Annotated in this window: 23 protein-coding genes; 4 read left to right on the forward strand and 19 right to left on the reverse strand. The window is 68.9% G+C overall.

Annotation, left to right across the window (positions count from 1 at the left end; genetic code table 11):
- Positions 1-10: 10 nt before the first annotated feature.
- Positions 11-508 carry a YqaA family protein gene (locus ACG00Y_RS21425; RefSeq protein ID WP_394482394.1) on the forward strand — a complete coding sequence of 166 codons (498 nt, stop codon included), beginning with the start codon at positions 11-13 and terminating at the stop codon, positions 506-508.
- Complete coding sequence (locus ACG00Y_RS21430) at positions 505-1989, forward strand: carboxypeptidase M32 (RefSeq protein WP_394482395.1); 1485 nt, start codon at positions 505-507, stop codon at positions 1987-1989. The genes ACG00Y_RS21425 and ACG00Y_RS21430 overlap by 4 nt, the downstream gene beginning before the upstream one ends.
- A 275-nt stretch (positions 1990-2264) precedes the next feature.
- Here ACG00Y_RS21430 and ACG00Y_RS21435 read toward each other — a convergent pair whose 3' ends face one another.
- The 6 genes from ACG00Y_RS21435 to ACG00Y_RS21460 form a co-directional block, all read right to left on the reverse strand.
- A complete protein-coding gene (locus tag ACG00Y_RS21435) occupies positions 2265-2450 on the reverse strand; it encodes a hypothetical protein (RefSeq protein WP_394482397.1) in 186 nt (61 codons plus the stop codon).
- On the reverse strand, positions 2450-2674 hold the full coding sequence (locus ACG00Y_RS21440; protein WP_394482399.1) for a hypothetical protein: 225 nt from the start codon (positions 2672-2674) through the stop codon (positions 2450-2452). Before ACG00Y_RS21440 ends, ACG00Y_RS21435 begins: the two co-directional genes overlap by 1 nt.
- Entirely contained in the window at positions 2671-3378 is a 708-nt protein-coding gene (locus tag ACG00Y_RS21445; protein ID WP_394482400.1) for a RelA/SpoT domain-containing protein, read from the reverse strand. Before ACG00Y_RS21445 ends, ACG00Y_RS21440 begins: the two co-directional genes overlap by 4 nt.
- Positions 3375-4310, reverse strand: a complete 936-nt coding sequence (gene lpxC, locus ACG00Y_RS21450; RefSeq protein ID WP_394482402.1) for a UDP-3-O-acyl-N-acetylglucosamine deacetylase — start codon at positions 4308-4310, stop codon at positions 3375-3377. The genes ACG00Y_RS21445 and lpxC overlap by 4 nt, the downstream gene beginning before the upstream one ends.
- A gap of 18 nt (positions 4311-4328) precedes the next feature.
- On the reverse strand, positions 4329-6296 hold the full coding sequence (locus ACG00Y_RS21455) for a sensor histidine kinase (protein ID WP_394482404.1): 1968 nt from the start codon (positions 6294-6296) through the stop codon (positions 4329-4331).
- A gap of 77 nt (positions 6297-6373) precedes the next feature.
- Entirely contained in the window at positions 6374-6937 is a 564-nt protein-coding gene (locus tag ACG00Y_RS21460; RefSeq protein ID WP_394482406.1) for a TetR/AcrR family transcriptional regulator, read from the reverse strand.
- Between the two features lie 94 nt (positions 6938-7031).
- On the opposite strand from ACG00Y_RS21460, the gene ACG00Y_RS21465 reads away from it, so the two are divergent.
- Positions 7032-7874 carry an alpha/beta hydrolase gene (locus tag ACG00Y_RS21465; RefSeq protein WP_394482408.1) on the forward strand — a complete coding sequence of 281 codons (843 nt, stop codon included), beginning with the start codon at positions 7032-7034 and terminating at the stop codon, positions 7872-7874.
- On the forward strand, positions 7871-9058 hold the full coding sequence (locus tag ACG00Y_RS21470; protein ID WP_394482409.1) for a Bcr/CflA family efflux MFS transporter: 1188 nt from the start codon (positions 7871-7873) through the stop codon (positions 9056-9058). Before ACG00Y_RS21465 ends, ACG00Y_RS21470 begins: the two co-directional genes overlap by 4 nt.
- A 53-nt stretch (positions 9059-9111) precedes the next feature.
- On the opposite strand, the gene ftsZ is transcribed toward ACG00Y_RS21470, so the two are convergent.
- The 13 genes from ftsZ to ftsL all read right to left on the reverse strand — a co-directional run bounded on the left by ftsZ (position 9112) and on the right by ftsL (position 24963).
- The gene (ftsZ, locus tag ACG00Y_RS21475) at positions 9112-10353 is read right to left on the reverse strand and encodes a cell division protein FtsZ (protein WP_394482411.1); all 1242 of its coding nucleotides are present in this window, start codon (positions 10351-10353) and stop codon (positions 9112-9114) included.
- A 95-nt stretch (positions 10354-10448) separates the two neighbouring features.
- Positions 10449-11678 carry a cell division protein FtsA gene (gene ftsA / locus ACG00Y_RS21480; protein WP_394482413.1) on the reverse strand — a complete coding sequence of 410 codons (1230 nt, stop codon included), beginning with the start codon at positions 11676-11678 and terminating at the stop codon, positions 10449-10451.
- Positions 11679-11686: 8 nt separating this feature from the next.
- Positions 11687-12514: a cell division protein FtsQ/DivIB gene (locus ACG00Y_RS21485; protein WP_394482415.1), complete on the reverse strand. Its 828-nt coding sequence runs from the start codon at positions 12512-12514 to the stop codon at positions 11687-11689.
- A 4-nt stretch (positions 12515-12518) separates the two neighbouring features.
- Positions 12519-13490 (reverse strand): D-alanine--D-alanine ligase, encoded by a 972-nt coding sequence (locus tag ACG00Y_RS21490; protein ID WP_394482416.1) that lies wholly within the window; start codon positions 13488-13490, stop codon positions 12519-12521.
- Positions 13487-14875, reverse strand: coding sequence for a UDP-N-acetylmuramate--L-alanine ligase (gene murC / locus ACG00Y_RS21495; RefSeq protein ID WP_394482418.1), 1389 nt, complete (start codon positions 14873-14875; stop codon positions 13487-13489). Before murC ends, ACG00Y_RS21490 begins: the two co-directional genes overlap by 4 nt.
- Positions 14872-15945, reverse strand: a complete 1074-nt coding sequence (gene murG, locus ACG00Y_RS21500) for an undecaprenyldiphospho-muramoylpentapeptide beta-N-acetylglucosaminyltransferase (RefSeq protein ID WP_394482420.1) — start codon at positions 15943-15945, stop codon at positions 14872-14874. Before murG ends, murC begins: the two co-directional genes overlap by 4 nt.
- Entirely contained in the window at positions 15942-17186 is a 1245-nt protein-coding gene (gene ftsW, locus ACG00Y_RS21505; protein WP_394482422.1) for a putative lipid II flippase FtsW, read from the reverse strand. Before ftsW ends, murG begins: the two co-directional genes overlap by 4 nt.
- Positions 17183-18889, reverse strand: a complete 1707-nt coding sequence (gene murD / locus ACG00Y_RS21510; RefSeq protein WP_394482423.1) for a UDP-N-acetylmuramoyl-L-alanine--D-glutamate ligase — start codon at positions 18887-18889, stop codon at positions 17183-17185. Before murD ends, ftsW begins: the two co-directional genes overlap by 4 nt.
- A gap of 4 nt (positions 18890-18893) precedes the next feature.
- Positions 18894-20072, reverse strand: a complete 1179-nt coding sequence (gene mraY, locus ACG00Y_RS21515) for a phospho-N-acetylmuramoyl-pentapeptide-transferase (RefSeq protein ID WP_394482424.1) — start codon at positions 20070-20072, stop codon at positions 18894-18896.
- Positions 20062-21456, reverse strand: coding sequence for a UDP-N-acetylmuramoyl-tripeptide--D-alanyl-D-alanine ligase (locus tag ACG00Y_RS21520; RefSeq protein ID WP_394482426.1), 1395 nt, complete (start codon positions 21454-21456; stop codon positions 20062-20064). The genes mraY and ACG00Y_RS21520 overlap by 11 nt, the downstream gene beginning before the upstream one ends.
- Complete coding sequence (locus ACG00Y_RS21525; RefSeq protein WP_394482428.1) at positions 21453-22919, reverse strand: UDP-N-acetylmuramoyl-L-alanyl-D-glutamate--2,6-diaminopimelate ligase; 1467 nt, start codon at positions 22917-22919, stop codon at positions 21453-21455. The genes ACG00Y_RS21520 and ACG00Y_RS21525 overlap by 4 nt, the downstream gene beginning before the upstream one ends.
- Positions 22919-24703, reverse strand: a complete 1785-nt coding sequence (locus ACG00Y_RS21530; RefSeq protein ID WP_394482430.1) for a peptidoglycan D,D-transpeptidase FtsI family protein — start codon at positions 24701-24703, stop codon at positions 22919-22921. The genes ACG00Y_RS21525 and ACG00Y_RS21530 overlap by 1 nt, the downstream gene beginning before the upstream one ends.
- Positions 24700-24963, reverse strand: a complete 264-nt coding sequence (ftsL, locus tag ACG00Y_RS21535; protein WP_394482431.1) for a cell division protein FtsL — start codon at positions 24961-24963, stop codon at positions 24700-24702. Before ftsL ends, ACG00Y_RS21530 begins: the two co-directional genes overlap by 4 nt.
- Positions 24964-24966 lie beyond the last annotated feature (3 nt).

Raw genomic sequence — 24966 nt, forward strand, 5'->3', positions numbered from 1 at the left:
CAATGCGCCGATGGAACTCTGGCTCTCCGAGCACATTGCGCAACTGCTCGCCGCGCTGGCCCTGCCCCAGGTCGGGCTGGTCGCGGTCTTCGTCGTCGCCTTCATCTCGGCCACTCTGCTGCCCATGGGTTCGGAGCCCGCCGTCTTCCTTGTCGTCAAGGCCGACCCCGGCATGTTCTGGCCCGCCATCCTCGTCGCCACGGTCGGCAACACGCTGGGCGGCGTGGTGTCGTGGTGGATGGGCTATGGCGCCGAAAGGGCGGTCGAGGCCGTCAAGCACCGCGAACCCTCGCATTCGCGCGCCACGCGATGGCTGCAGCGCTTCGGCCCCAAGGCTTGCCTGCTGAGCTGGCTGCCCATCGTCGGCGACCCACTGTGCGCCGTCGCCGGCTGGCTGAAGATGCCGTTCTGGCCTTGCGTGGGCTACATGGCCGTCGGCAAGTTCCTGCGTTTCCTCTTCTACACCGCAGCCTTGATTTGGCTGATCCCGGAGCACTGGTTGTCATGACCCCATCTGCCTACCAAGACCTCACCGCGCGCCAGCAGCGCCTGTACCGCCTCGCCCACCTGCAGTCCATCGCGCAATGGGACCAGGCCGCCAACATGCCCGCCAAGGGCAACGAGGCGCGAAGCCTCGCGCTGGCCGAGATGGATGGCCTGCTGCACCAGCTCGCCACCGACCCCGCGCTCACCGGCCTGCTCGACGCGGCCGCCGCCGAGCCGCTGGACGACACGCAGCGCGCCAACCTGCGCGAAATCCGCCGCGCCTGGCGCGCCGCCAACGCGCTGCCGCAGGCGCTGGTGGAGGCCAAGAGCCTGGCCAACAACCGCTGCGAGCACGCTTGGCGCAGCCAGCGCCCGGCCAACGACTGGGCGGGCTTTGTGCCCAACCTGCGCGAGGTGCTGGCGATAGCGAGGCAAGAGGCCGAGCTGCTGTCGCAGAGGGCGGGGTTGTCGAAGTACGACGCGCTGCTGGACCAGTACGAGCCGGGCATGCGCTCGGCCGACATCGAACGCGCCTTCGCGCCGCTGCGCCAATGGCTGCCGGGACTGATCCGCGACGTCACGGCCAGGCAGTCGCACGAGACCGTCATCGAGCCGGTTGGCCCCTTCCCCACAGCCGCGCAGAAAGCCCTCGGCCTGGACGCGATGCAACTGATGGGCTTCGACTTCGCCGCCGGCCGGCTGGACGAAAGCACCCACCCCTTCTGCGGCGGCGTGCCCGAGGACGTGCGCATGACGACGCGCTACCGCGAGGACAATTTTTTGCCCAGCCTGATGGGCACCATCCACGAGACCGGCCACGGCCGCTACGAGCAGGGCCTGCCGCGAGATCTGCTCGGCCAGCCCATCGCCCGCGCGCGCTCCATGGGCATCCACGAAAGCCAGAGCCTGAGCTTCGAGATGCAACTGGGCAGCCACCCGGCCTTCGCCGGTCTGCTGTCGCCGCTGCTTATCAAGCACTTCGGCGACCAACCGGCGTTTGAGCCCGGCAACCTGCACAAGTTGCTGACGCGCGTGCAGCCCGGCTTCATCCGCGTCGATGCGGACGAGGTCACCTACCCCGCCCACATCCTGCTGCGCTTCGACATCGAGCGCGCGCTGATCGAGGGCCAGGCCGAGGTGGACGACATTCCCGCGCTGTGGGACGCGAAGATGGCCGAGCTGCTCGGCCTGGACACGCGCGGCAACTTCAAGGACGGGCCGATGCAGGACGTGCACTGGCCGGCCGGCCTGTTCGGCTACTTCCCCTGCTACACGCTGGGCGCGATGTACGCCGCGCAATGGTTCGCGACGATGCGCGCGCAGCAGCCCGACCTGGACGCGCAGATTGCCCAGGGTGAGCTGGGCGGCGTGTTCGACTGGCTGGCCACGAACGTGTGGCAGAACGCGAGCCGCTACGAGACGCCCGAGCTGGTCAGGCGTGCCAGCGGCGAGGCGCTGAACCCGGCGCATTTCGAGGCCCACCTTCGCAGCCGGTATTTGTGAGCGCCGTAGGGCGGGTCGCGACCCGCCCTACAGGCTGGCAAAAAATAGGGCCGCTCAACGCGAGCGGCCCAAGTTCGGTTCGAACGTTCTCTCTTCCAAATCCGCCGCGCTTCCCCGGCCCCCCGGCCTTCTCCGCGCGTCGCGCCCGGCCTTCTTCTGGTCTCCGGGCTGGGCCGCTGCAACTCGAACAGCGACCGTGATTGCATTCTGAGCAGCTCAGCCCTCGCTGCCATCCCCGCAAGCCCAGGGGTGTTGCAGCCCAGCCGTGAACGGCGTCACAGCATCAGCGCCAAGCGTTCCAGGATCAGCACCGCGAAGAAGGCCAGGCCGGCAACGAGCGTCCATTTCAGGATGACCAGGCCCATGCGCCGCCAGCGCGGCTGGCCCGTGGCGATGGAAAACGCAAAGCAGAGAACGGCCGAGAACAGCAGCAGGCCGATGAGGAGGCGGGCGATGAGCATCAGGACGCGACGAGTGCCGTACTGAAGTAGCGTGCATGGGTATGGCGCAACGTGGCTTCGTCGGCAGCTGCCAGCAAGACAACCTCCCGTTGCTCTCCCGCCTGCAAATACAGCAACTCCCACTTCAGCCGCTCGTCCTGCGCAAGCGGGCGCTGCAGATCGTCAAACACCTGCATGCGGTGAAGTCGGCGGTGCTTGGGATCGAAATCCATCAGATAGATCATCGTGATTCTCCGAGCGCGGGAATGAACTCCACGAGCGCCTGTAACAACTCATTCAAGTTCTCGCGGTCAGGCGTCATGTCTGGGCCAGGCGGCATCATGCGCACAGCGGCTAGCGGGGCTAGCATTGTCTCGCCATCGAATCCTCGCTCGACCTGGTCGACAGCCGTCGAAAGTGACGCAAGCCATTGCTGCAGCACAGGGTGGCCAACGCCGTACTTGAATTCAAGGCCGACCTTGTCGGCAATCCGTTCGCAGACCTGCGCCCACAGATGCTGCAGCTCGGTACGGATCTGGATTTCGACGCGCCGGCCTTCCACGCCAACGACGAGATGCAAGGCACGGTAGCCGTGGCTTGGTTGGGCGATACGGTCGATCAGCCTGTGCTCAACAAACCTCATAGCCAAGGCGTCCGCGAGCGACCGCTGTGCTTGCCTGTCAGCCACAACGATGCGGCAGCCTGCAATGTCCTGCATGGATGCCAGGCGCGAGCCGCGCTCCCGCTGGAGCTTGGCGCAAATGGCCGACGTCGATTTCGCCTCGCGCGAGGCGGGCTGCTGCCGGAACTCCTCTCGCAGGACCCGCTCGACTTCTGAGCTTGCGTTTGCGAACTGCCTCCGGTATTCGTCCAGCAGATGCAGGTCAGCCTCGGTGATCGGCCCCTTACGCAGCCTCTCACCCAGCTTGTTGACCTGCGTCGTACTCACCACGCCGGCGCCAGCTCGGCAAACCCCTTGGGCGCCTCCTGCACGTCCTTGAAATAGACGATCTCGTAGGCGTCCTCGTCCGCCAGCAGCGCACGCAGCAGCTTGTTGTTCAGCGCATGGCCGCCCTTGAAGGACGTGTAGGCCGCCAGCAGCGGCATGCCGGCGACCTGCATGTCGCCGATGGCGTCGAGGATCTTGTGCTTCACGAACTCGTCGTCGTAGCGCAGGCCGCCGGCGTTCAGCACCTTGTAGTCGTCCACGACGATGGCGTTGTCCATGGAACCTCCCAGCGTCAGGCCGCGCGAGCGCATCAGGTCGATGTCGGCCGTCATGCCGAAGGTGCGCGCGCGGGCGATGTCCTTCTTGTAGGTGCCGGAGCCCATGTCGAACACGTACTGGCTGCCGGTGGCCGCCACGGCCGGGTTGTCGAACTCGATCTCGAAGCTCAGCGTGTAGCCGTGGTGCGGCTCCAGCCGGGCCCACATCAGCTTCTTGCCCTCGCCATGGCGTACCTCGACCGGCTTCTTGACCTTCAGGAAGCGCTTGGGCGCGTCCTGCATGGCGATGCCGGCGGACTGCAGCAGGAAGACGAAGCTGGCGGCCGAGCCGTCCAGCACGGGCACCTCGTCGGCGTTGATGTCGACGTAGAGGTTGTCCAGGCCCAGGCCGGCGCAGGCGGACAGCAGGTGCTCGATAGTCTGCACCTTCGGCGCGCCGGGGTCGCCGCCGGGGCTGATGGTGGTGGCCATGCGCGTGTCGCTGACCGAGGTGACGCTGACCGGGATGTCCACGGGTGGGCAGAGGTCCACGCGGCGGAAGACGATGCCGGTATCGGCGGGCGCGGGGCGCAGCGTCAGCTCCACCTTCTGGCCGCTGTGGATGCCCACGCCGACGGCGCGCGTGATCGACTTCAGGGTGCGTTGCTTGACCATGCCGGGATTGTCCGGGAATCAGCCGTGGTTCTTTCGCTCAACGGGCAATCGCAGCGATAGCCTGGTGCCATTTCCTGGCGAGGAGTCGACCCGCAGCTTGCCGCCCAGGCGCTGGGCGCGCTTGATCTGGCTCTTCAGCCCGCGGCCGTGCCGGATGTTCTGCAGGTCGAAGCCGGCGCCATCGTCCTCGACGCGGATCTCGACATAGCTGCCGTGGTGGCGCGTGACCATGCGCACGCGGCTGGCGTGGGCGTGCTTGAGCACGTTGTTCAGCGCCTCCTGCATCAGCCGCAGCACGTGCAGCGCATCGGGCGGCTCCAGCCAGGCCAGCGGGGGCAGGTCTTGCACGTCCCAGTCGAGCTTGAGGCCGCCGATCTGCAAGCGCTTGCCCAGGCGGTAGCGCATCGTCGCCAGCAGCGAGACGAGGTCGTGGCCGACCGGCTCCAGCGAGTCGATGACGAGACGCAGGTCGTCCACGCATTCGCGCAGCACCTCCACGCACTGCTCGTGCGACATGCTGCCCTGCTCCATCGCCACCAGCGCCGACAGCAGCGACGAGCCCAGGCCGTCGTGCATGTCGGCCATGATGCGCTGGCGCTCCAGCAGCAGCGCCTGCTGGCGTTCCACCTCGCGGAGTTGCGCGTTCTGCGCCTGCAGCACCGAGACCTGCTCGTCCAGGTCTTCCTGCAGCTGGCTGTTCTCGGCCTGCACCTGCTCGACGGTGCCGACGTAGCGGCGCTGCACCGCATACAGGAAGCTCAGCATGACGGTCAGCGTCGCAAGCGGCATCCAGAAGGAATGCTCGGGCCAGGCCCAGCCGGCCAGCACGGCCAGGTCGTGCGCGCCGAAGAGCACGCCGACGACGAGGGCCAGCGCCATGACGCGCAGCTCGGGCAGGCGCTCGCGCCAGGCCAGGAAAGCCAGCCAGCCCGTGCCGACGGCGGCCACGAGCGCCGTGACCGCGTACTGCAGCACGACCATGTCGAGCTGGCGCAGCCACAGCGGCATGCTGACGACGCTGACGCCCACGACGGCCGCGATCAGTGCCCGCTCCAGCGGCAGCGAGCGGCGCCTGGCAAAGCGCAGCGCGAACAGCAGCGCGGTCAACATGACCCAGGCCATGGACGCATGCGTGAGCCACCAGAACCAGTCCTGCCCCGCCGTCGACGCCGGCAGGCTGACGTAGTAGTGCAAGTTGCGCACCATCCAGGCGGCGGCAACGAGGGCAAACAGGCCGTAGATGGCGTCGCCGGGGCGACGCAGCCAGAGCGTCAGCGCGAAAAAGCCGAGCACGGCCAGCGTCAGGCTCACCGCCTGCGGCAGGCCGGTCTGCATGCGCACGCGCCATTGCCAGCGCTTCTCCAGCACGTCGCGCGGGCCGAGCCAGATGCGCGACACCGCGTGATAACTGCCCGCCGGCACGGGCAGCGCGATGACCAGCTCCAGCGCACGCGCGCCATTGCCTGGCAGCGGCAGCCAGATCGGCTGCACCCATTGCTCGCGCTCGACATGCTGGTTGTCCAGCAGCAGCCGCCAGCCGCCCTCGTCCGTGCGCGCCAGCACCGCGGCGGACAAGGTCACCAGGCGCGGCAGGTAGAGGGCTTGCGGCGCGTCGACATCGGCCGGCACATGCACGCGGTACCAGCGCATCTCATAGCCGCCCGCATCGCTGACGACGGCGGCGCCGGGGCGGGCGCGCACGTCCGGCATGGCCACCGGCTGCCAGGCTGCGGCGTCCTGCGGCGGCAGCAGCTCGGCCGGCAGATTGAGCGGCCCGCTGGTGGCCAGCGCCTGACGGCGCAAGGCGGCCCACCAGGCATCGAGCTGGTCGCGGCTCAAGGCCGTCGTCGCGATCTCGGTAGGCGCAGCCTCGTCGGCCGCATGGTGCGGGCTGTGCTGCGGCAGGCGCTGGGCCAGCGCCGGCAGCGCGAAGCTCAGGGCCAGCATGAACAGCCAAGCCCGCAGCACGGCGCGGTATTCAGACATCGCGACGATTTCTAGGCATTGACATGGGCCGCGAGCATGCCACAGGGGCCCGGCAATCCCTGCCCGCCCGACGGGCCTCAGCCGCCGCCTGTCGGCAGGTGCTTGCGCGCGGCGTCGCGCAGCTCGCGCGACAGGCCGGCGTCGCCCACGGCACGGGACAGCAGCAGCGCGCCGACCAGCGTCGACAACATGGCCAGCGCCTGCTCGCGCTGCTCGGCCGGCGTGCCGCCGGGCATCTGCGCCTGCAGGGTGTCGATGAAGCCACCCACGCCCTCGGCAAAAACCGCCTTCACGGCCGGCGCGCCGCGCGCCGCGTCGCCCGCCAGCGCCACCAGCCCGCAGCCCGCGCCGATGTGGTCGCGATGCGCGTCGGACAGGTAGGCCTTGACCCACGTGGCGAGGCCGCGGGCGGTCTGCTTCTTCCACTGCTCGCGGTTCGCCGCCAGTGCACGCCGCGTGGCCTGGGCGGCGAGGTCGTCCTTGGACTCGAAGTGGCCGTAGAAGCCGCCGCGCGTGAGCCCGGCGGCCTGCATCAGGTCGTTCAGGCCGATGCCATCAAAGCCGCGCTCGCGGAACAGCTGGGCGGCGTTGTCGAGGATGCGTTCGCGGTTCTCTTCGGCCTGGGCGCGGGTGACTTTCATGGGGCCTCCAGAGATGGGACTTGACCAAGTTTATATGTTGATCGACATTTATACTAATCATGTCAGTCGACATGAAACGCGCAGAGGCACCACCATGCAGTTCAGCAACGCCGCCGGCTTCGTCACCGGCGCTAACCGCGACCTCGGCCCGGCCCACGACGACGGCCGCCTCGCCGCCGCCCGCCACGCCTTCTCGACGCCCGAACGTGTCGCGTTGAGCGCCGCCGAGGAGGCCGCGCTCGCCGCGGCCGCCGAGGCGCCGCTGCGCCACGAAGGCCTCGAGCTCGCGCGCTGGACGCTGGGCGTCGGGCCGCGTGTGCTGCTGGTGCATGGCTGGAACAGCCGTGGCGCGCACCTGCTCGGGTTCGCGCGGCCGCTGGTCGATGCCGGCTTCTCGGTGACGCTGTTCGACCTGCCCGGCCATGGCGATTCGACCGGCCATGCCGCCAGCGTCGTCCATGCCGGCCGCGCGCTGCGTGCGCTGATGGCAGACATCGGCTCGGTGCACGGCGTCATCGGCCATTCGATGGGCTCGGCCGCCGCGCTGCTGGCCTTTGCGCATGGACTGCCGGTGAAGCGCAGCGTGCACCTGGCCGGGCCGTCGTCGCTGACACCCATGGTCAAGGGCATCGCCAGGGCACAAGGCCTGGTGCCGTCGGATGCGGCCGCATTCACCGGCTGGGTCGAGAACTTCATCGGCACGCGCATCGCGAACGTGGACCTGGAGCGGCTCCAGCACGGCCTGCGCCACCCCGGACTCATCGTCCATGACACCGAGGACCGCATCGTGCCGTTCGCAGCGTCGCAGGCGCTGCACGCCGCCTGGCCTGGCTCGCACCTTGAACCCTTGACCGGGCTCGGCCACCGCCGGCTGCTGGCCGATACCGACGTCATCGCCCGCAGCGTGGCCTTCATCGCCGATGGTGCGTCGACATGAACACGGTGCCGCGCCCCTGGCTGCTGACGCTGGCCGCGCTGTCGGCGCTGGCGACGCTGTCCACCAACATCCTGCTGCCCTCGCTGCCGGTCATCGCGCAGTCGCTGGCCGTCGACGAGGCGCAGTTGACGGCGGGCGTGCTGGGCCTCTTCCTCGCGGTGTTTGCGCTGGCCCAGCTCATCGTCGGGCCGCTGTCGGACCGCATGGGCCGCCGGCCTGTCGTGCTCGGCGGTCTGGCCTTGTTCGTGGCCGGCAGCCTCGTGGGCGCGTTCGCAGGCACGCTGCCGCTGCTGCTGGCCAGCCGGGTGCTGCAGGCGCTCGGCGCTGCTGCGGCCTCCGTGCTGGCACGGGCCGCCGCGCGCGACCGCTTCGAAGGCACGTTGCTCGCGGCGCTGCTGGGCCGCATCATGGTCGTCATGGCGGCCGCGCCCGGCTTCTCGCCGCTGCTCGGCGGCCTGGTGCAGGCGGCCTGGGGATGGCGGGCGTTGTTCGCCGTGCTGGTGCTGGCCGGCCTGGCACTGGCGCTCGCCTATGGGCGCATCGTCGGCGAAACGCTGCCCACCGAGCGCCGCCGTCATCAGCCCGTGGGCGCGCTGGCGCGTGGCTATGGCAAGCTGTTGGCCGACGCCCGCTTCCTGCGCCCGGCGCTGGCGACGGCGGCCATCCTCGGCGCGCTGTTCGCCTTCTTCGGCACGGCGCCGTTGGTCCTGGCGGGCAGCTTTGGCTTCTCGGCGCTGCAGGTGGGGCTGTTCTTCGCGGCGACGGTGTTCGTCGTCTTCGCCGCCGGCCAGACGGCGCCGCGCTGGACGGCACGCTGGGGCGCGCCCACGGTGCTGCGAGTGGGTGCGGCGCTGGCGGTCGTGGGCGGGCTGGCGATGCTGATCAGCCCCGCTGCAAGCCTCATCGGCTTCGCCGTGTCCGGCTGCGTCTTCCTGTTCGGCATGGGCCTGGTGTCGCCCACCGGCACGGCGCTGGCGCTGACGCCGTTCGCGTCACAGGCAGGGCAGGCTTCAGCGCTGCTGGGCTTCCTGCAGATGGCCGCCGCCGCCATGCTGACGACAACGGCGGCGACCCTGCCAGGTGCGCGCGTGGATGCGTTGGCGCTGGTGCTTGCGGGTGGCGGTTTGCTGGCTTTGCTTTCAGGCACGGCCAAGCCTGCGGTCACAGCCGTTCGCGCGTCCTGACAAAGCAAAAGGGCGAGTCTCACGACTCGCCCTTTGCGTGAAGCAAAAACTACTCAGTCAGCTTGCTTGCGCAGGAAGGCAGGGATCTCGATTTCGTCCATGCCGTTGGACGACAGCGCCTCGACCTTGGCGGCCGCGCTGCCCGAACGGCCATGGCGCCAGACGCTGGGCACGTTGGCGTTCGCGAAGTCACCCAGGCCCAGGCCGACGTTGGCGTGTTGTGCCGTCGGCGCGGCCATGGCCACCGCCTGCGTCAGCACCGGCATGGCCACGCCGTCGGTGCCGTTGCGCACGACCTGGTGGGTCTGCACCACTTGCAGCGGCGCCTGCTGGCGGGCGCGGCCGGCGGTCAGGCCGGTGGCAATGACGGTCACGCGCAGCGAGTCGCCCAGGCTTTCGTCGTAGGCGGTGCCGTAGATGATGTGCGCTTCTTCCGACGCATAACGCTTGATGGCGTTCATCGCGTTGCGCGACTCGCTCAGCTTGAAGTTGGCGCGGCTCGCGGCGATCAACACCAGCACGCCACGCGCGCCGGACAGGTCAATGCCCTCCAGCAGCGGGCAGGCGACGGCGGCTTCAGCGGCCTTGGTGGCGCGGTCCGGGCCGCCGGCTTGCGCCGTGCCCATCATGGCCTTGCCCGGCTCGCTCATCACGGTCTTGACGTCCTCGAAGTCGACGTTGACCAGGCCGGGGATGTGAATGATGTCCGAAATGCCGCCAACAGCGTTCTTCAGCACGTCATTGGCGTGCGCGAAGGCCTGGTCCTGTGTGACGTCGTCGCCCAGCACGTCGAGCAGCTTGTCGTTCAACACGACGATCAGCGAGTCGACATTGGCTTCGAGTTCGGCCAGGCCGGCGTCGGCCGCCTTGGCGCGCCGGCCGCCTTCGAATTCGAAGGGTTTGGTGACGACACCAACGGTCAGGATGCCCATTTCCTTGGCGACGCGGGCAATTATCGGCGCCGCGCCCGTGCCGGTACCGCCGCCCATGCCGGCGGTGATGAACAGCATATTGGCGCCGGCAATGGATTCGCGAATGCGGTTCTCGGCTTCTTCAGCGGCGGCGCGACCCATTTCGGGTTTGGCGCCGGCGCCCAGGCCGGAGGTGCCGAGTTGCAGCAATTGATCCGCCTTGGAGCGGTTCAGCGCTTGCGCGTCGGTATTGGCGCAGATGAATTCAACGCCTTGCACGCCCTGGGCGATCATGTGGTCCACCGCGTTGCCGCCGCCACCACCGACCCCGATCACCTTGATTTGGGTGCCTTGGTCAAACTCTTCGATCATCTCGATGGGCATATCAATCTCCTAACTTCGGCAATTGTGCCGTGGCACAAAAAAAATAACCAGTTGCTGCAACAAATTTTTCACGTCCGAGCATGGCTTTTAGGGGGTCAAAAATTCCCCATGAACCAGTCCTTGATGCGGCCGAGCAGGGTTTGCACCGAGCCGGCCTGCTGGGCCGCCTTGAAACCCCGGCTGCGCGACAGCCGGGCTTCTTCCAGCAAGCCCATGACGGTTGCCGAGCGGGGGTTGGCAACCATGTCGTAAAGGGCCCCCGAATAGGTGGGCAGACCGCGTCGGACAGGTTTCAGAAAAATATCCTCGGCGAGTTCAACCATGCCCGGCATCACCGCCGAACCGCCGGTCAGCACAATCCCGGAGGACAGCAATTCCTCATATCCGCTCTCGCGAATGACCTGGTGCACGAGGGAAAATATTTCCTCGACGCGCGGCTCGATGACGCCGGCCAGCGCCTGCTTGGACAGCATCCTGGGGCTGCGGTCGCCCAGGCCGGGCACTTCCACCTGGTCGGATGGGTCGGCCAGCAACTGCTTGGCGACGCCATATTCGACCTTGATTTCCTCGGCATCCTTGGTCGGCGTGCGCAGCGCCATCGCGATATCGCTGGTGATCAGGTCGCCAGCAATCGGAATGACGGCGGTATGCCGGATGGAGCCACCTGTGAATATAGCCACATCGGTGGTGCCGGCGCCGATATCCACCAGCGCAACGCCCAGGTCGCGCTCGTCGGCGGTCAGCGCGGCATGGCTGGAGGCACTGGGATTCAAAACCAGCTGGTCGACCTCCAGGCCGCAGCGGCGCACGCATTTGACGATGTTTTCCGCCGCACTTTGAGCGCCGGTCACGATATGGACCTTGACCTCCAGCCGCCCGCCGCTCATGCCGATGGGCTCTTTCACCTCATGGCCATCAATGACGAATTCCTGCGGCTCGACCAGCAACAGGCGCTGGTCGTTGGGGATATTGATGGCCTTGGCAGTTTCCACGACCCGCGTCACGTCGACTGGCGTGACCTCCTTGTCGCGCACGATGACCATGCCGGTGGAGTTCTGGCCGCGGATATGGCTGCCGGTGATCCCCGTGTAAACCCGGGAGATTTTGCAGTCGGCCATCATCTCGGCCTCTTTCAAGGCCTGTTGAATGGACTGCACGGTGGCATCGATATTGACAACGACGCCGCGCTTCAAGCCATGCGACGGCGCCACGCCGAGGCCGGCGATGCGCAATTCACCGCCCGGCAAAACCTCGGCCACGACGGCCATGATCTTGGCAGTGCCGATATCCAAACCGACGACCAGATCCTTGTATTCCTTGGGCATGTCCGTCCTCAGCGTTTTCTATTTACGGGTTTACCCGGCATTTCCGTCGTCACGCCGCGCAGCCTGACCGCGTAGCCGTCGGCATGGCGCAGGTCGGCGGACAGCAGCGGGCTGCGGTAGTTCCCGGTGACCTGGGTGACGGAGTGGGCGAAGCGGCCGAAGCGCTCGACGACTTCCTGCTCGCCGCCACGGCCCAGCTCGATGACGGCGCCGCTGGCAAACGTCGCGCGCCAGGAGCCGCGGCCGGACAGGTCCAGGCGCTCGATGCTTTCGCTTAAGCGTTCGGCGTCCGGCGACAGGGCCCGCCACATCTGCAGCATGGTGCCGGCGGCCTGGGGAGGGCCGGCCAGCACGGGCAGCGTCTCGTCCTCGACATCGCCCAGGTTGGCCTGGAAGACCTCGCCAAAGCTGTTCACCAGCGCGCGCTCGGCCGTCGCTTCGGTGGCCGAGTCTGCGCCGTCCGTGCGCGCTTCCCAGTAGGCAGCGGCACGGTGTTCTTCGAGGCGGACCCTGAGCCGCATCGGCCAGACGCGTTGCAGCTGCGCGTGGCGCACCCAGGGCACGGCCTCGAAGGCGGCACGGCCTTGCTGCAGGTTCATGCTGAGGAAGGAGCCGTGCAGATGCGGCAGCGCATTGGCGCGCAGCGACGCGACGCTGTTGCGGCTGACATCGCCTTCGACCTGGATGGCGCGCAGGTTGAACACCGGCAGCCGCACCACCCAGCGCATCAGCCCCCAGGCCGCCGTCACCAGCAAGGCCGCGACGAGCAGCGCCGACACCGCATTCATCAGGCGGATGTCGGGCGGCAGCGCAGCGGTGGCGGCAGCTGAGTTCATCAGTTCAAGCGCGGTCAAGGCGGGCCTGCGACAGCAACCACAGGCACAGGTGCGGGTAGTCGATACCCACCGCCTGCGCCGCCTTGGGCACCAGCGAGTGCGAGGTCATCCCCGGGCTGGTGTTCATCTCCAGCAGGAAGGGGGTCATGTCGGACTTGCGCAGCATCAGGTCCGCGCGGCCCCAACCCCGGCAGCCGAGCAGGCGATAGGCGCGCAGCACGAGTTGCCGGATCTCGGTCTCCAGCGCGGGGGGCAGCGAGCCGAACAGGTACTGCGTCGTGTCGGTCTCGTACTTGTTGGCAAAGTCGTAATTGCCGGCCACGGCGCGGATCTCGATGACGGGCAGCGCGACGGCGCCGTCGCCTTCGCCCAGTACGGCGCAGGTCAGCTCCGGGCCTTCGATGCATTGCTCGAACAGCAGTTCGTCGTCGAAGCCCAGCGCCAGCTCGACGGCTGCCCGCATGTCCGAGTAGCCGGCGGCCTTGGTGATGCCGATGCTGCTGCCTTCGTGCGGCGGCTTGACGACGACGGGCAGGCCCAGCGTGTCGGGGATCTGGCGGATGCGCTCGCGCGTCAGCTCGGCGCGGGACAAGGCCAGGTATTGCGGCGTCGCCAGGCCCTCGTTGGCCCAGATCCGCTTGGTCATGGTCTTGTCCATCGCCACGCCGGAGGCGGTCACACCGGAGCCGGTGTACGGAATGCCCAGCCATTCGAGGGCGCCCTGGATGGTGCCGTCTTCACCGCCACGGCCGTGCAAGGCGATGAAGGCGCGCGCAAAGCCCTCGTCCTTGAGCGCCTGCAACGGGCGCTCGGCGGGGTCGAAGGCATGCGCGTCCACGCCGATGGACTGCAGCGCGGCCAGCACGCCGGTGCCGCTCATCAGCGACACCGGCCGCTCGGCGCTGTGGCCGCCGAACAGCACGGCGACCTTGCCGAGTGCAGTCGCGTCAATGTTCAGATCGATGGGAGAGGTCATGCAGCGCCTCCTTGGAAGTGGGCGGCGACGCGGCCCGGCAGGCTGCTCATCGAGCCCGCGCCCATGCCGATGACGACGTCGCCGTCGCGGGTCAACGTGGCCAGTGCGGCGGGCATGTCGGACACCGTCGGAACGAAGTTCGGCGTGCCGACGGCCTGCGCGAGCGCCTCACCGGTGGCGCCGATGATGGGCGACTCGCCGGCCGAATAGACCTCCGTCAGCAGCACGACATCCGCGCCAGCCATCACGCGGACGAAGTCCACAAAGCAGTCCCGCGTGCGCGTGTAACGGTGCGGCTGAAAGGCCAGCACGAGCCGGCGGCCGGGGTAGGCACCGCGCGCGGCGGCCAGCACGGCGGCCATCTCGACCGGGTGGTGGCCGTAGTCGTCGACCAGCTCGAAGCGGCCGCCATCGCCAGCCGGCCATTCGCCATGCTTCTCGAAGCGGCGGCCCACGCCGGAGAAGTTCGCCAGCGCCTTCTGGATGTCGGCGTCCGCGCAGTCCAGTTCGGTCGCGATGGCGATGGCCGCCAGCGCGTTGCGCACGTTGTGCTCGCCGGCCAGGTTCAGCAGCACGTCCAGCGGCTCGGCGCCTTCGCGCTCGCAGGTGAAGCGCATCTGCGCGCCGGCCAGCGCCTGCACGTCGACCGCGCGCACACTGACGCCGGCCGACAGGCCGTAGCTGACGACCGGTCGCTCAACGCGGCCCAGGATGGCCTGCACGCCGGGATCGTCAGCGCAGACCACCGCGGCGCCGTAGAAGGGCATGCGGTGCAGGAACTCGATGAAGGCCGCGTGCAGCTTCTCCACCGAATGCCCGTAGGTGTCCATGTGGTCTTCGTCGATGTTGGTGACGACGGCCAGCACCGGGCTGAGCTTGAGGAACGACGCGTCGCTCTCGTCGGCCTCGACGACGATGAACTCGCCCTTGCCCAGCCGCGAGTTGGCGCCGGCGGCATTGAGCTTGCCGCCGATGACGAAGGTCGGGTCTTGCCCGGCCTCGACGAGGATGGCGGTGACCAGGGACGTGGTCGTCGTCTTGCCATGGGTGCCGGCGATGGCGATGCCACGGCGCAGCCGCATCAGCTCGGCCAGCATGACGGCGCGCGGCACGACGGGCACCTGGCGCGCGCGGGCGGCCATGACCTCCGGGTTGTCAGCGGCGACGGCGGTGCTGGTGACCAGCGCCTGCGCGTCGCCGATGTGCGGCGCCGAGTGGCCGATCTCCACGCGCAGGCCCAGCGCGCGCAGGCGCTCGGTCGTGGCGCTCTCGGCCGCGTCCGAGCCGCTGACCGTGAAGCCCAGGTTGTGCAGGATCTCGGCGATGCCGCTCATGCCAGCGCCGCCGATGCCGACAAAGTGCAAACGCTGTACGGCGTGTTTCACTTCAACATTCCTTCGATTTCGTCAGCCACGCGGGCAGCCGCGCGGGGGCGCGCCAACGCGCGGGCCTTCTCGCCCATCGCCAGCAGCGCGCCACGGTCCAGGCCGCTCAGCAGTTCATGCAGCTTCTGCGGCGTCAGCTCCGTCTGCGGCAGATGGATGGCGGCGCCGTGCTGGGTCATGAAGACGGCGTTGTCGCGCTGGTGCGAGGTGGTGCTGACGACCAGCGGCACCAGCACGGCTGCGCAGCCGGCCGCGCAGAGTTCGCTGACGGTGATGGCGCCCGCGCGGCAGACGACGACATCGGCCCAGGCGAGTGCGGCGGCCATGTCGTCGATGAAGGGGCGCACCTCGGCCGTCAGCCCGGCATCGGTGTAGGCCTGCCAGACGGCGCCGAGATGATCCTGGCCGGACTGGTGCAGCACTTGCGGGCGCTGGTCTTCGGGCCACAGCGCCAGCGCTTCGGGCAGCGTCTGGTTCAGCGCACGCGCGCCGAGCGAGCCGCCGAGCACCAGCAGGCGCAGCGGGCCGATGCGATCGGCCATGCGCTCGGCGGGCGCGGGCAGGGCCTCGATCTCGGCGCGCACCGGGTTGCCGCTGACGACCGCGCCGCGCGTCGAAGCAGCCGCTGCACCGTCGAAACCGAAGGCGATGCGGCGTGCGAACGGCTTCAGCGCGAGGTTGCTTTTGAGCATCGCCGCGTCGGCGTTGACGAGCATCAGTGGCCGGCCGGTCAGCGCGGCGCTCAGGCCGGCCGGCACGCAGACATAGCCGCCCATGCCCAGCACGGCGGTGGCCTTGCGTTCGGCGTAGACGCGTCGCGCGGCGCCCAGCGACTTGAAGAAGCCGACGATGCCGCGCAGCGTGTGCTTGAGCCCCTTGCCACGCAGGCCGGCAAACGGCAGCGCGTCCAGCGCGATGCCACGCGCAGGCACGAGGCGGTTTTCCATGCCATGCGGCGTGCCTATCCACGACACGGTCCAGCCACGGCGCTGCATCTCTTCTGCAACCGCAAGACCTGGGATGACGTGACCGCCCGTGCCGGCAGCCATGACCACGAGGTGACGGGTCATGACCGCCCACCCCTCATCAGTTGCCTGTTCTCCAGGTCAATCCTCAAGACAACTGCCAACGCCACACAGTTCATCAAGATTGCCGACCCACCAAAGCTCATCAACGGCAACGTCAGCCCCTTGGTCGGCAGCGCGCCGAGGTTCACGCCCATGTTGATGAAGGCCTGGCCGCCCATCCAGATGCCAATGCCCTGCGCGTACAGCCCCGCGAACACGCGGTCCAGCGCGATGGCCTGGCGGCCGATGAGGAAGCAGCGGCGGGTCAGCCAGAAGAACGCAAGGATCACCACGGCCACTCCCGCAAAGCCAAGTTCCTCGCCGATGACGGCGAGCAGGAAGTCGGTGTGCGCCTCGGGCAGGTAGTGCAGCTTCTCGACGCTGCTGCCCAGGCCCTGGCCGAACCACTCGCCGCGGCCGAAGGCGATCAGGCTGTGAGTCAGTTGGTAGGCCTTGCCCTGGGCGTACTTCTCGTTCCACGGGTCGAGGTAGGCAAAGATGCGCTCGCGGCGGAAATCGATCAACGTGATCATCAGCACGAAGGCGCCCACCAGCACCAGCGTGATGAGCAGGAACATGCGGCCGTTGACGCCGCCCAGGAACAGGATGCTCATCGTGATGGCCGCGATGACGATGAAGGCGCCCATGTCCGGCTCGGCCAGCAGCAGCACGCCCACGACGGCCAGCGAGATCGCCATTGGGGTGACGGCCTGGAAGAAGTTCTCCCGCGCGTCCATCTTGCGCATCATGTAGTTGGCCGCGTACAGCGCGATGCCGAACTTGGCCAGCTCGCTGGGCTGGAAGTTCATGACGCCGAGAGGAATCCAGCGGCGTGCGCCGTAGACGACCTTGCCGATGCCGGGAATGAGCACCGCCACCAGCAGCACCAGCGCGACGACGAAGACCCAGGGCGCGTAGCGCTCCCACAGGGCCACGGGGATCTGCACCGTGATGAAGGCGGCCGTCAACGCGAAGCCGATGGCGATCAGGTGGCGCGTCAGGAAGTGCGTCGGCTGGTAGCGCGAGAAGCGCGGGTTGTCCGGCATCGCGATGGAGGCCGAATAGACCATCAGCAGGCCCAGGGCCATCAGCGCCAGCACGACCCAGACGAGGGTGATGTCAAAGCCCTGCAACTGCGTCGGCCGGCCGGCCGACGTGGAGACCCAGTCGCGCACCGGCACCGGGCCGGACTCGTCGTCGCCGCGCTTCCACAACGCTTGCAGCTTTGCCGCGATGGCGTTCACAAGGCCACCCCGCGTTCATCGGCAAGCTGCTGCACCGCGGCGACGAAGACCTCGGCGCGGTGGGCGTAGTTGCGGAACATGTCCAGGCTGGCGCAGGCCGGTGACAGCAGCACGCTGTCACCGCTTTGCGCTTGCGTCAGGCACCAGGCCGTCGCGGCTTCCAGCGTCGCGTGGTGTTGCATGGGCACGCCGCTGGCGGCCAGCGCCGCTTCGATCTGCGCGGCATCACGGCCGATCAGCGCCACGGCACGGGCGTGGCGTGCCACGCCGTCGGCCAGCGGCGCGAAGTCCTGGCCCTTGCCGTCGCCACCGAGGATGAGTATCAGCTTGGCCGGCGCACGGTCCGCGCCCAGGCCCGAGATGGCCGCGACGGTGGCGCCGACGTTGGTGCCCTTGCTGTCGTCGTAGAACTCGACGCCGTCGATGCTGCCGATGGGCTCCACGCGGTGCGGCTCGCCACGGTATTCGCGCAGCGCATGCAGCATCGGCGCCAGCTCGCAGCCTGCGGCGCAGGCCAGCGCCAGCGCCGCCAGGCCGTTGGCGGCGTTGTGGCGGCCGCGCACGCGCAGTGCGTCGGCGGGCATCAGGCGCTGGATGATGAGCGGCTCGGCGTCATCGCCCTTCCTGCGCTTGATCGTCGGGTCCAGCTCCAGGGCGCGCACCAGCCAGGTCAGGCCGCCCTCGTCGACGAGGCCGAAGTCGCCCGCCACGCGCGGCGGGTTCAGGCCGAAGCGCACGACGCGGCGCGACACCGTGCGGCCGGGCTTGCCGCGGCTGCCCTTGACGAACACCGGCGCGGGGACGAGGCCTTCGACCTCGGCGTCGTCGCGGTTGGCGACGATGACGGACTCGCGGCCGAAGATGCGCGCCTTGGCGCGGCCGTAGGCGGCCATGTCGCCGTGCCAGTCAAGGTGGTCCTGCGTCAGGTTCAGCACGGCACCGGCGGTGGGTTCGAAGCCGGTGACGCCGTCGAGCTGGAAGCTGGACAGCTCCAGCACCCAGACCTCGGGCAGCGTCTCGAACACCGGGCCGCGCGGCGGTGGTGGCGCGATGGGCAGCGACTGCAGCGACTGCAGCGACTGCAGCGGCGCATCCTCGTCGGGCAGCACTGCAGCTTGCTCCGCCACCTCTTCAGCGGGCACGTCCTCGACCTCGGCTGCTGCCACCTCGGCCGGCAGCTCGACCGGCGCCGGCTCGGGCTCATTCACCAGCGCCTCGGTCAGCGTGTCCAGCAGCGTAGGGCCGATGTTGCCGGCGATGGCCACGCGTTTGCCGGCGCGCTCGACCAACAAGCCGGTCATGCAGGTGGTCGTCGTCTTGCCGTTGGTGCCGGTGATGGCGAGCACGGCGGGCGCGTAGCCATGCTGCGCCTTCAGCGCCGCGAGTGCGTCGGCGAACAGGTCCAGCTCGCCACGCACAGCCGGGCCGTGCGAATAGACGGCGGCCAGGCGCGCATCCAGCGGCGACAGGCCGGGGCTCTTTAGCACGGCGTTGAAGCTGGCCGCGATCTCGGCCGTCAACTCACCCGTGATGAACGCCGCCGTGTCGCCCAACGCGCCAAGCTGCGGTGGTTGCGCGCGCGAGTCCCACACCGTCACCTGCGCGCCAAACCCCGCGCACCAGCGCGCCATGGCCAGGCCGGAGTCACCCAGGCCCAGCACCAGCACACGCTGATCGACGAGTTGCGGCAGGCTCAGCTTCATCGGCCTACCGCAGCTTCAGGCTCGCCAGGCCGACCAGGCACAGCAGCATGGTGATGATCCAGAAGCGGATGACGACCTGCGTCTCGTTCCAGCCGCTCTTCTCGAAATGGTGGTGCAGGGGCGCCATCTTGAAAATGCGCCGCCCCGTGCCGAAGCGCTTCTTCGTGAACTTGAACCAGCTGACCTGCAGCATCACCGACAGCACTTCGGCCACGAAGATGCCGCCCATGATGCCGAGCACGATCTCCTGGCGTGTGATGACGGCGATGGTGCCCAAGCCGCCGCCCAGCGCCAGCGCGCCGACGTCGCCCATGAACACCTGCGCCGGGTGCGCGTTGAACCACAGGAAGGCCAGGCCCGCGCCGGCCATCGCGGCGCAGAAGATCAGCAGTTCGCCAGCGCCCGGGATGTAGGGCAGCAGCAGATATTTGGAGAACACCGACGAGCCGGTCAGGTAGGCGAACAGGCCCAGCGCCGAGCCCACCAGCACCACCGGCATGATGGCCAGGCCGTCCAACCCGTCGGTGAAGTTCACCGCGTTGCTGGTGCCGACCATGACGAAGAAGGCCAGCGCCACGAAGCCCCACACGCCCAGCGGCATGGAGATGGTCTTGAAGAACGGGATCAGCAGGTCGGCCTTGGGCGGCAGCTCGGTCGAGAAGCCGCTGGACACCCAGCGGAAGAACAGCTGCACGACGCCGAGGAAGCTCGTCTCCGACACGCTGAACGCCAGGTAGAGCGCCGCGAACAGGCCGATCAGCGACTGCCAGAAGAACTTCTCGCGGCTGCGCATGCCCTCGGGGTTCTTGTCGACGACCTTGCGCCAGTCGTCCACCCAGCCCACGGCGCCGAAGCCCATGGTCACGAGCATGACGACCCAGACGAAGCGGTTGCTCCAGTCGAACCACAGCAGCGTCGACACGCCGATGCCGATGAGGATGAGCACGCCGCCCATCGTCGGCGTGCCGGCCTTGGCCAGGTGCTGCTGCACGCCGTAGGCACGGATGGGCTGGCCGATCTTCATCGCCGTCAGGCTGCGGATGACCCAGGGCCCGAAGGCCAGGCCGATCAGCAGCGCCGTCATGGCCGCCATCACCGCGCGGAAGGTGATGTACTGGAAGACGCGCAGGAACCCCAGGTCGGGGTAGAGACCCTGCAGCCACTGGGCGAGGCTAAGCAGCATGCGTGTCTCCGGTGGGTTGGGTGGTTTGCAATGCGGCGACCACTTGTTCCATCTTCATGAAGCGCGAGCCCTTGACGAGGGTCTGGCTCACGCTGGGTTGTTCGTTGAGGGCGGCGATGAGCGCGGCCGTGTTGTCGAAGGCGCGGGCCGCCGGGCCATAGGCCGCAGCGGCGTCGCGAGCGGCAGCACCCGCCGTCCAGAAGTGGGCGATGCCGCGCTCGGCTGCATAGGCGCCGACCTCGCGGTGGAAGGCCGGGCCGTCGTTGCCCACCTCGCCCATGTCACCCAGGATGAGCCAGCTCTCGCCGGGCAGGCCGGCCAGCACGGCGATGGCGGCGCGCACGCTGTCGGGGTTGGCGTTGTAGCTGTCGTCGATGAGCGTGCGGCCTTGCGCGTCGTGCTTCAATTCGCTGCGGCCCTTGACGGCGCGGAAGGCCTCCAGGCCTTGCTGGATGGACGACAGCGTGGCACCGGCGGCCAGCGCGCAGGCGGCCGCAGCCAGCGCGTTGCGCACGTTGTGCTCGCCTGCCATGTGCAACGCCACCGGCGCGCTGCCGGCGGGCGTGTGCAGTTCCAGCGCCCAGTGCGTGCCCTTCCACAGCGCCTCGCCGGTCACGTCCGCCTCGCCATGCAATGCAAAGGTCAGGTGCGGCCGGGCGCCGGCCATCTCAAACCAGATCGGCGCGCAGGCGTCCTCGGCCGGGAAGACGGCGCAGCCGCTGGGCGCGAGGGCTTCCAGCACGGCGCCGTTCTCGCGCGCGACGGCCTCGACGGTAGCCATGAACTCCTGGTGCTCGCGCTGCGCGTTGTTGACCAGCGCCACCGTCGGCTGCGTCATCGCGGCCAGCGGCGCGATCTCGCCGGGGTGGTTCATGCCCAGCTCGACGACGGCGGCGCGGTGGCTCAGCTCATCGTCGTGACGCAGGCGCAGCAGCGTCAGCGGCACGCCGATGTCGTTGTTGTAGTTGCCTTCGGTGGCCAGCGCCGCATCAGCGACCCAGGCGCGCAGGATGCTGGCGATCATCTGCGTCGTCGTCGTCTTGCCGTTTGAACCGGTGACGGCGATGACGGGCAGCAGCTGCTGGCGGCGCCAGGCCGCGGCGAGCTGGCCCAGCGCCGCTTTGGCGTCGGGCACGAGCAGGCCCGGCAGACCAGCTTCCGCCAGGCCGCGTTCGGCCAGCGCGGCAACCGCGCCCGAGGCCTTGGCTTGCGCGAGGAAGTCGTTCGCATCGAAGCGCTCGCCGCGCAGCGCGACGAACAAGTCACCGTCGCGCAGCGTGCGCGTGTCGCTGTGCACGCGGGCGAAGCCGGTCGCACCGTCGCCGACCAAGGTCGATCCCGGCAGCAGCGCCTGCGCTTCAGCGAGCGTCAAGAAGAAGCTCACAGCCCCGCCCTCTCAAGCAGCGCCGCGCGCGCCTCGGCCACGTCGGAGAAGGGCCGGCGCACGCCGTTCACCTCCTGGTAGTCCTCATGGCCCTTGCCGGCGACCAGCACGATGTCGCGGGCGCCGGCCTGCGTGATCGCGGCGCGGATGGCTTCCTCGCGCGCCTCGATGACGATGGCCGCCGGCGCGCCGGCAGTGATGTCGGCCAGGATCTGCGCCGGCACCTCGGTGCGCGGGTTGTCCGTCGTGACGACGACATGGGCCGCCAGCCGCGCGGCGATGCTGCCCATCTGCGGGCGCTTGCCCCGGTCGCGGTCGCCACCACAGCCGAACACGCAGACCAGTTCGCCGCCGCGTGCCTTGGCCAGCCCTTGCAGCGCCGACAGCGCCTTCTCCAGCGCGTCCGGCGTATGGGCGTAGTCGATGACCACCTGCGGCAGCTCGCGGCCATTGCCGACGCGCTGCATGCGGCCGGGCACCGGCGTCACGCGGGCCAGCGCGGCGGCCACGTCGGCCAGCGCATGACCCTGGGCACGCAGCGCGCCGGCCACGCCGAGCAGGTTGGCCGCGTTGTAGTCGCCGATGAGGCTGGTCTGCAGGGCGACGGCCTCGCTGCCCTCGTGCAGCGTGAAGGCCAGGCCCTCGCCGGTGTAGTGCAGGTCGCGGGCGGTGAGCCGCGCATCCAGCCGCTCGACGCCGGTGGTCCAGACATCCAGCGACGCCAGCTCCTTGGCCAGGCTGTCGCCCTTGGCATCGTCCAGATTGACAACCACCGCGCGCAGGCCGGGGAAGCCGAACAGAGCCCGCTTGGCCACCCAGTAGGCGTTCATGTCGCCGTGGTAGTCGAGGTGGTCCTGCGTGAAGTTGGTGAACACGGCCACTCGGATGGCGCTGCCGGCCAGGCGGCCTTCGACGATGCCGATGCTGCTCGCCTCGATGGCGCAGGCGGCGAAGTCTTCCCTGTGCATGCGCGCAAACGCGGCCTGCAGCAGCACGGGGTCAGGTGTTGTCAGGCCGTTGTAGTCCAGCTTGGGCGGCTCGCCGATGCCCAGCGTGCCGACGACGCCGCAGCGCTTGCCCAATGCCGCCGAGGCCTGCGCGATCCACCAGGCCGAAGAGGTCTTGCCGTTGGTGCCGGTGACGGCGATGACGTCCAACGTGTCGGTGGGCTTGCCGAAGAAGGCCGCGGCGATCTCGCCGGTGCGCGCCTTCAGGCCGGGCAGCGACGCAACGCGCGCATCGACAAAGCCGAAGCGTTCGACATCGCCGTCTTCCACCAGACAGGTCGCCGCGCCTGCCGCCAACGCCGCAGCCACGTATTCGCGGCCGTCGCGGGCATAGCCCGGCCAGGCGATGAAGGCGTCGCCGGGCTGCACCTGGCGGCTGTCGGTGCGCAGCGTGCCGGTGCACCATTCGGCGAGCCAGCGGGCGGCGGCGTCGGGGGACTTGAGGCGGGTCAGCATCAGAAGCTCTCTTCCACGGCCGTGGCTTTTTGATTCGCGACGATCTGGCTCTTCACGTCCAGGTCCGGCGCGACGCCGAGCAAACGCAGGGTCTGAGCGGTGACCTGGCTGAACACCGGGCCGGCCACCTTGCCGCCGTAATAGACGCCGGCGGTCGGCTCGTCCACCATGACGGCCACGACGATGCGCGGGTTGTTGATGGGCGCCAGGCCGACGAACCAGGAGCGGTACTTGTTGACGTAGCCGCGACCCTCCTGCTTGTGCGCCGTGCCGCTCTTGCCGCCGACGCTGTAGCCCGGCACCTGCGCATCGGGCGCCGTGCCACCGGGGCCGGCGGCGGCCTGCAGCATGTGGCGAACCTCGGTCGCCACGCTGGGCGAGAACACGCGGATGCCGGCGACGGGGTGGTCATGCGGCTGGCGCAGCATGCTGACCGGGATGATCTCGCCGTCGCGCGCGAACACCGTGTAGGCCCGCGCCAGCTGGAACAGCGACGCCGACAGGCCGTAGCCATAGCTCATCGTCGCCTGCTCGATGGGGCGCCAGGTCTTGTAGGGCCGCAGCTTGCCGGCCACCGCACCGGGGAAGCTGATCTGCGGCCGCTGGCCCAGGCCGATGCCGGTGAACAGCTCGTGCATCTCGCGCGCCGGCATCTGCATGGCCAGCTTGGTCGTGCCGATGTTGCTGGACATCTGGATGACCTCGCGCACGGTGATGAGGCCGTGCGGCTTGGTGTCAGTGATGACGGCGCCGTGGAAGGGGTAGCGGCCGTTGCCGGTGTCGACCAGCGATTCCGGCTTCACGCGGCCGGTCTCCAGCGCCAGGCCGGCGATGAAGGGCTTCATCGTCGAGCCGGGCTCGAAGACGTCGGTCAGCGCGCGGTTGCGCAGTTGCTCGCCGGACAGGTTCTGACGGTTGCCCGGGTCGTAGCTCGGGAAGTTCGCCAGCGCCAGCACCTCGCCGGTCTGCACGTCCAGCACGACGACCGAGCCGGCCTTGGCCTTGTTGGCCGCCACCGCGTCGCGGATGCGCTGGTAGGCGAAGAACTGCACCTTGGAGTCGACGGACAGGTCGATGTCACGGCCGTTGGCGGCGGGCACGATGTCGCCGAAATCTTCGACGACGCGGCCCAGGCGGTCGCGCACGACGGAGCGCGAGCCGTCGCGGCCCTGCAGCTCCTTCTGGAAGGCCAGCTCGATGCCCTCCTGGCCGCGGTCGTTCACGTTGGTGAAGCCCACGACATGCGCTGCCGCCTCGCCTTCCGGGTACTTGCGGCGGTACTCGCGGTCCTGGAAGATGCCCTTCAGGCCGATGGCCTTGACCTTGGCGGCCGTCTCGTCGTCGGCCAGGCGCTTGAGCCAGACGAAGCGCGCCTCGGGGTTGAGCTTGGCGGCCAGCTCCTTGTTGGACAGGCCCAGCGCCTGGGCCAGCGCGCGGCGCTTGTCGGCATCGGCATCGACTTCCTTCGGGATGGCCCAGATCGACGGCACGGCCACGCTGGCGGCCAGCGTCTGGCCGGCGCGGTCGTTGATGCGGCCACGGCTGGCGGGCAGCTCCAGCGTGTGCGCGTAGCGCGCCTCGCCCTGCTTCTGGAAGAACTCGCTGTGCAGCACCTGCACGTACACGGCGCGACCCAGCAGACCGGCAAAGGCCAGGCCGACGAGGGCAACGAGAAAGCGCGAGCGCCACGGCGGCGTCTTGGACGCCAGCAGCGGGCTGGTGGAGTAACTGACGCCACGGCCCGAGCCGAGGGCGCGTGCGCCGGACTTGTTCTGCCGGCTCATGGCGCCACCCCAGAGGCGACGACGGCCGGCGAGATCAAACGCATGCCCAGGCGCTCACGTGCCACCTGCTCGACGCGCAGGTTGGTCGCCTGCGCATGGCGCTCGGCCTTCAGCCGCTCGGCGTCCGCCGCCAGGCGCTGGCCCTCGGCCTTGGTGCGCTCGCGCTCGGCGAACAGGCGGCGCGACTCGTAGGCGTTGTGCACCAGCGCCAGGCCGCTGGCCAGCACCGCGAGGATGAGGACGAGGTTGAGCTTGGCCACGGC

Origin of the sequence: Pelomonas parva (assembly GCF_043555835.1) — a bacterium.
Lineage (GTDB): Bacteria > Pseudomonadota > Gammaproteobacteria > Burkholderiales > Burkholderiaceae_C > Pelomonas > Pelomonas parva.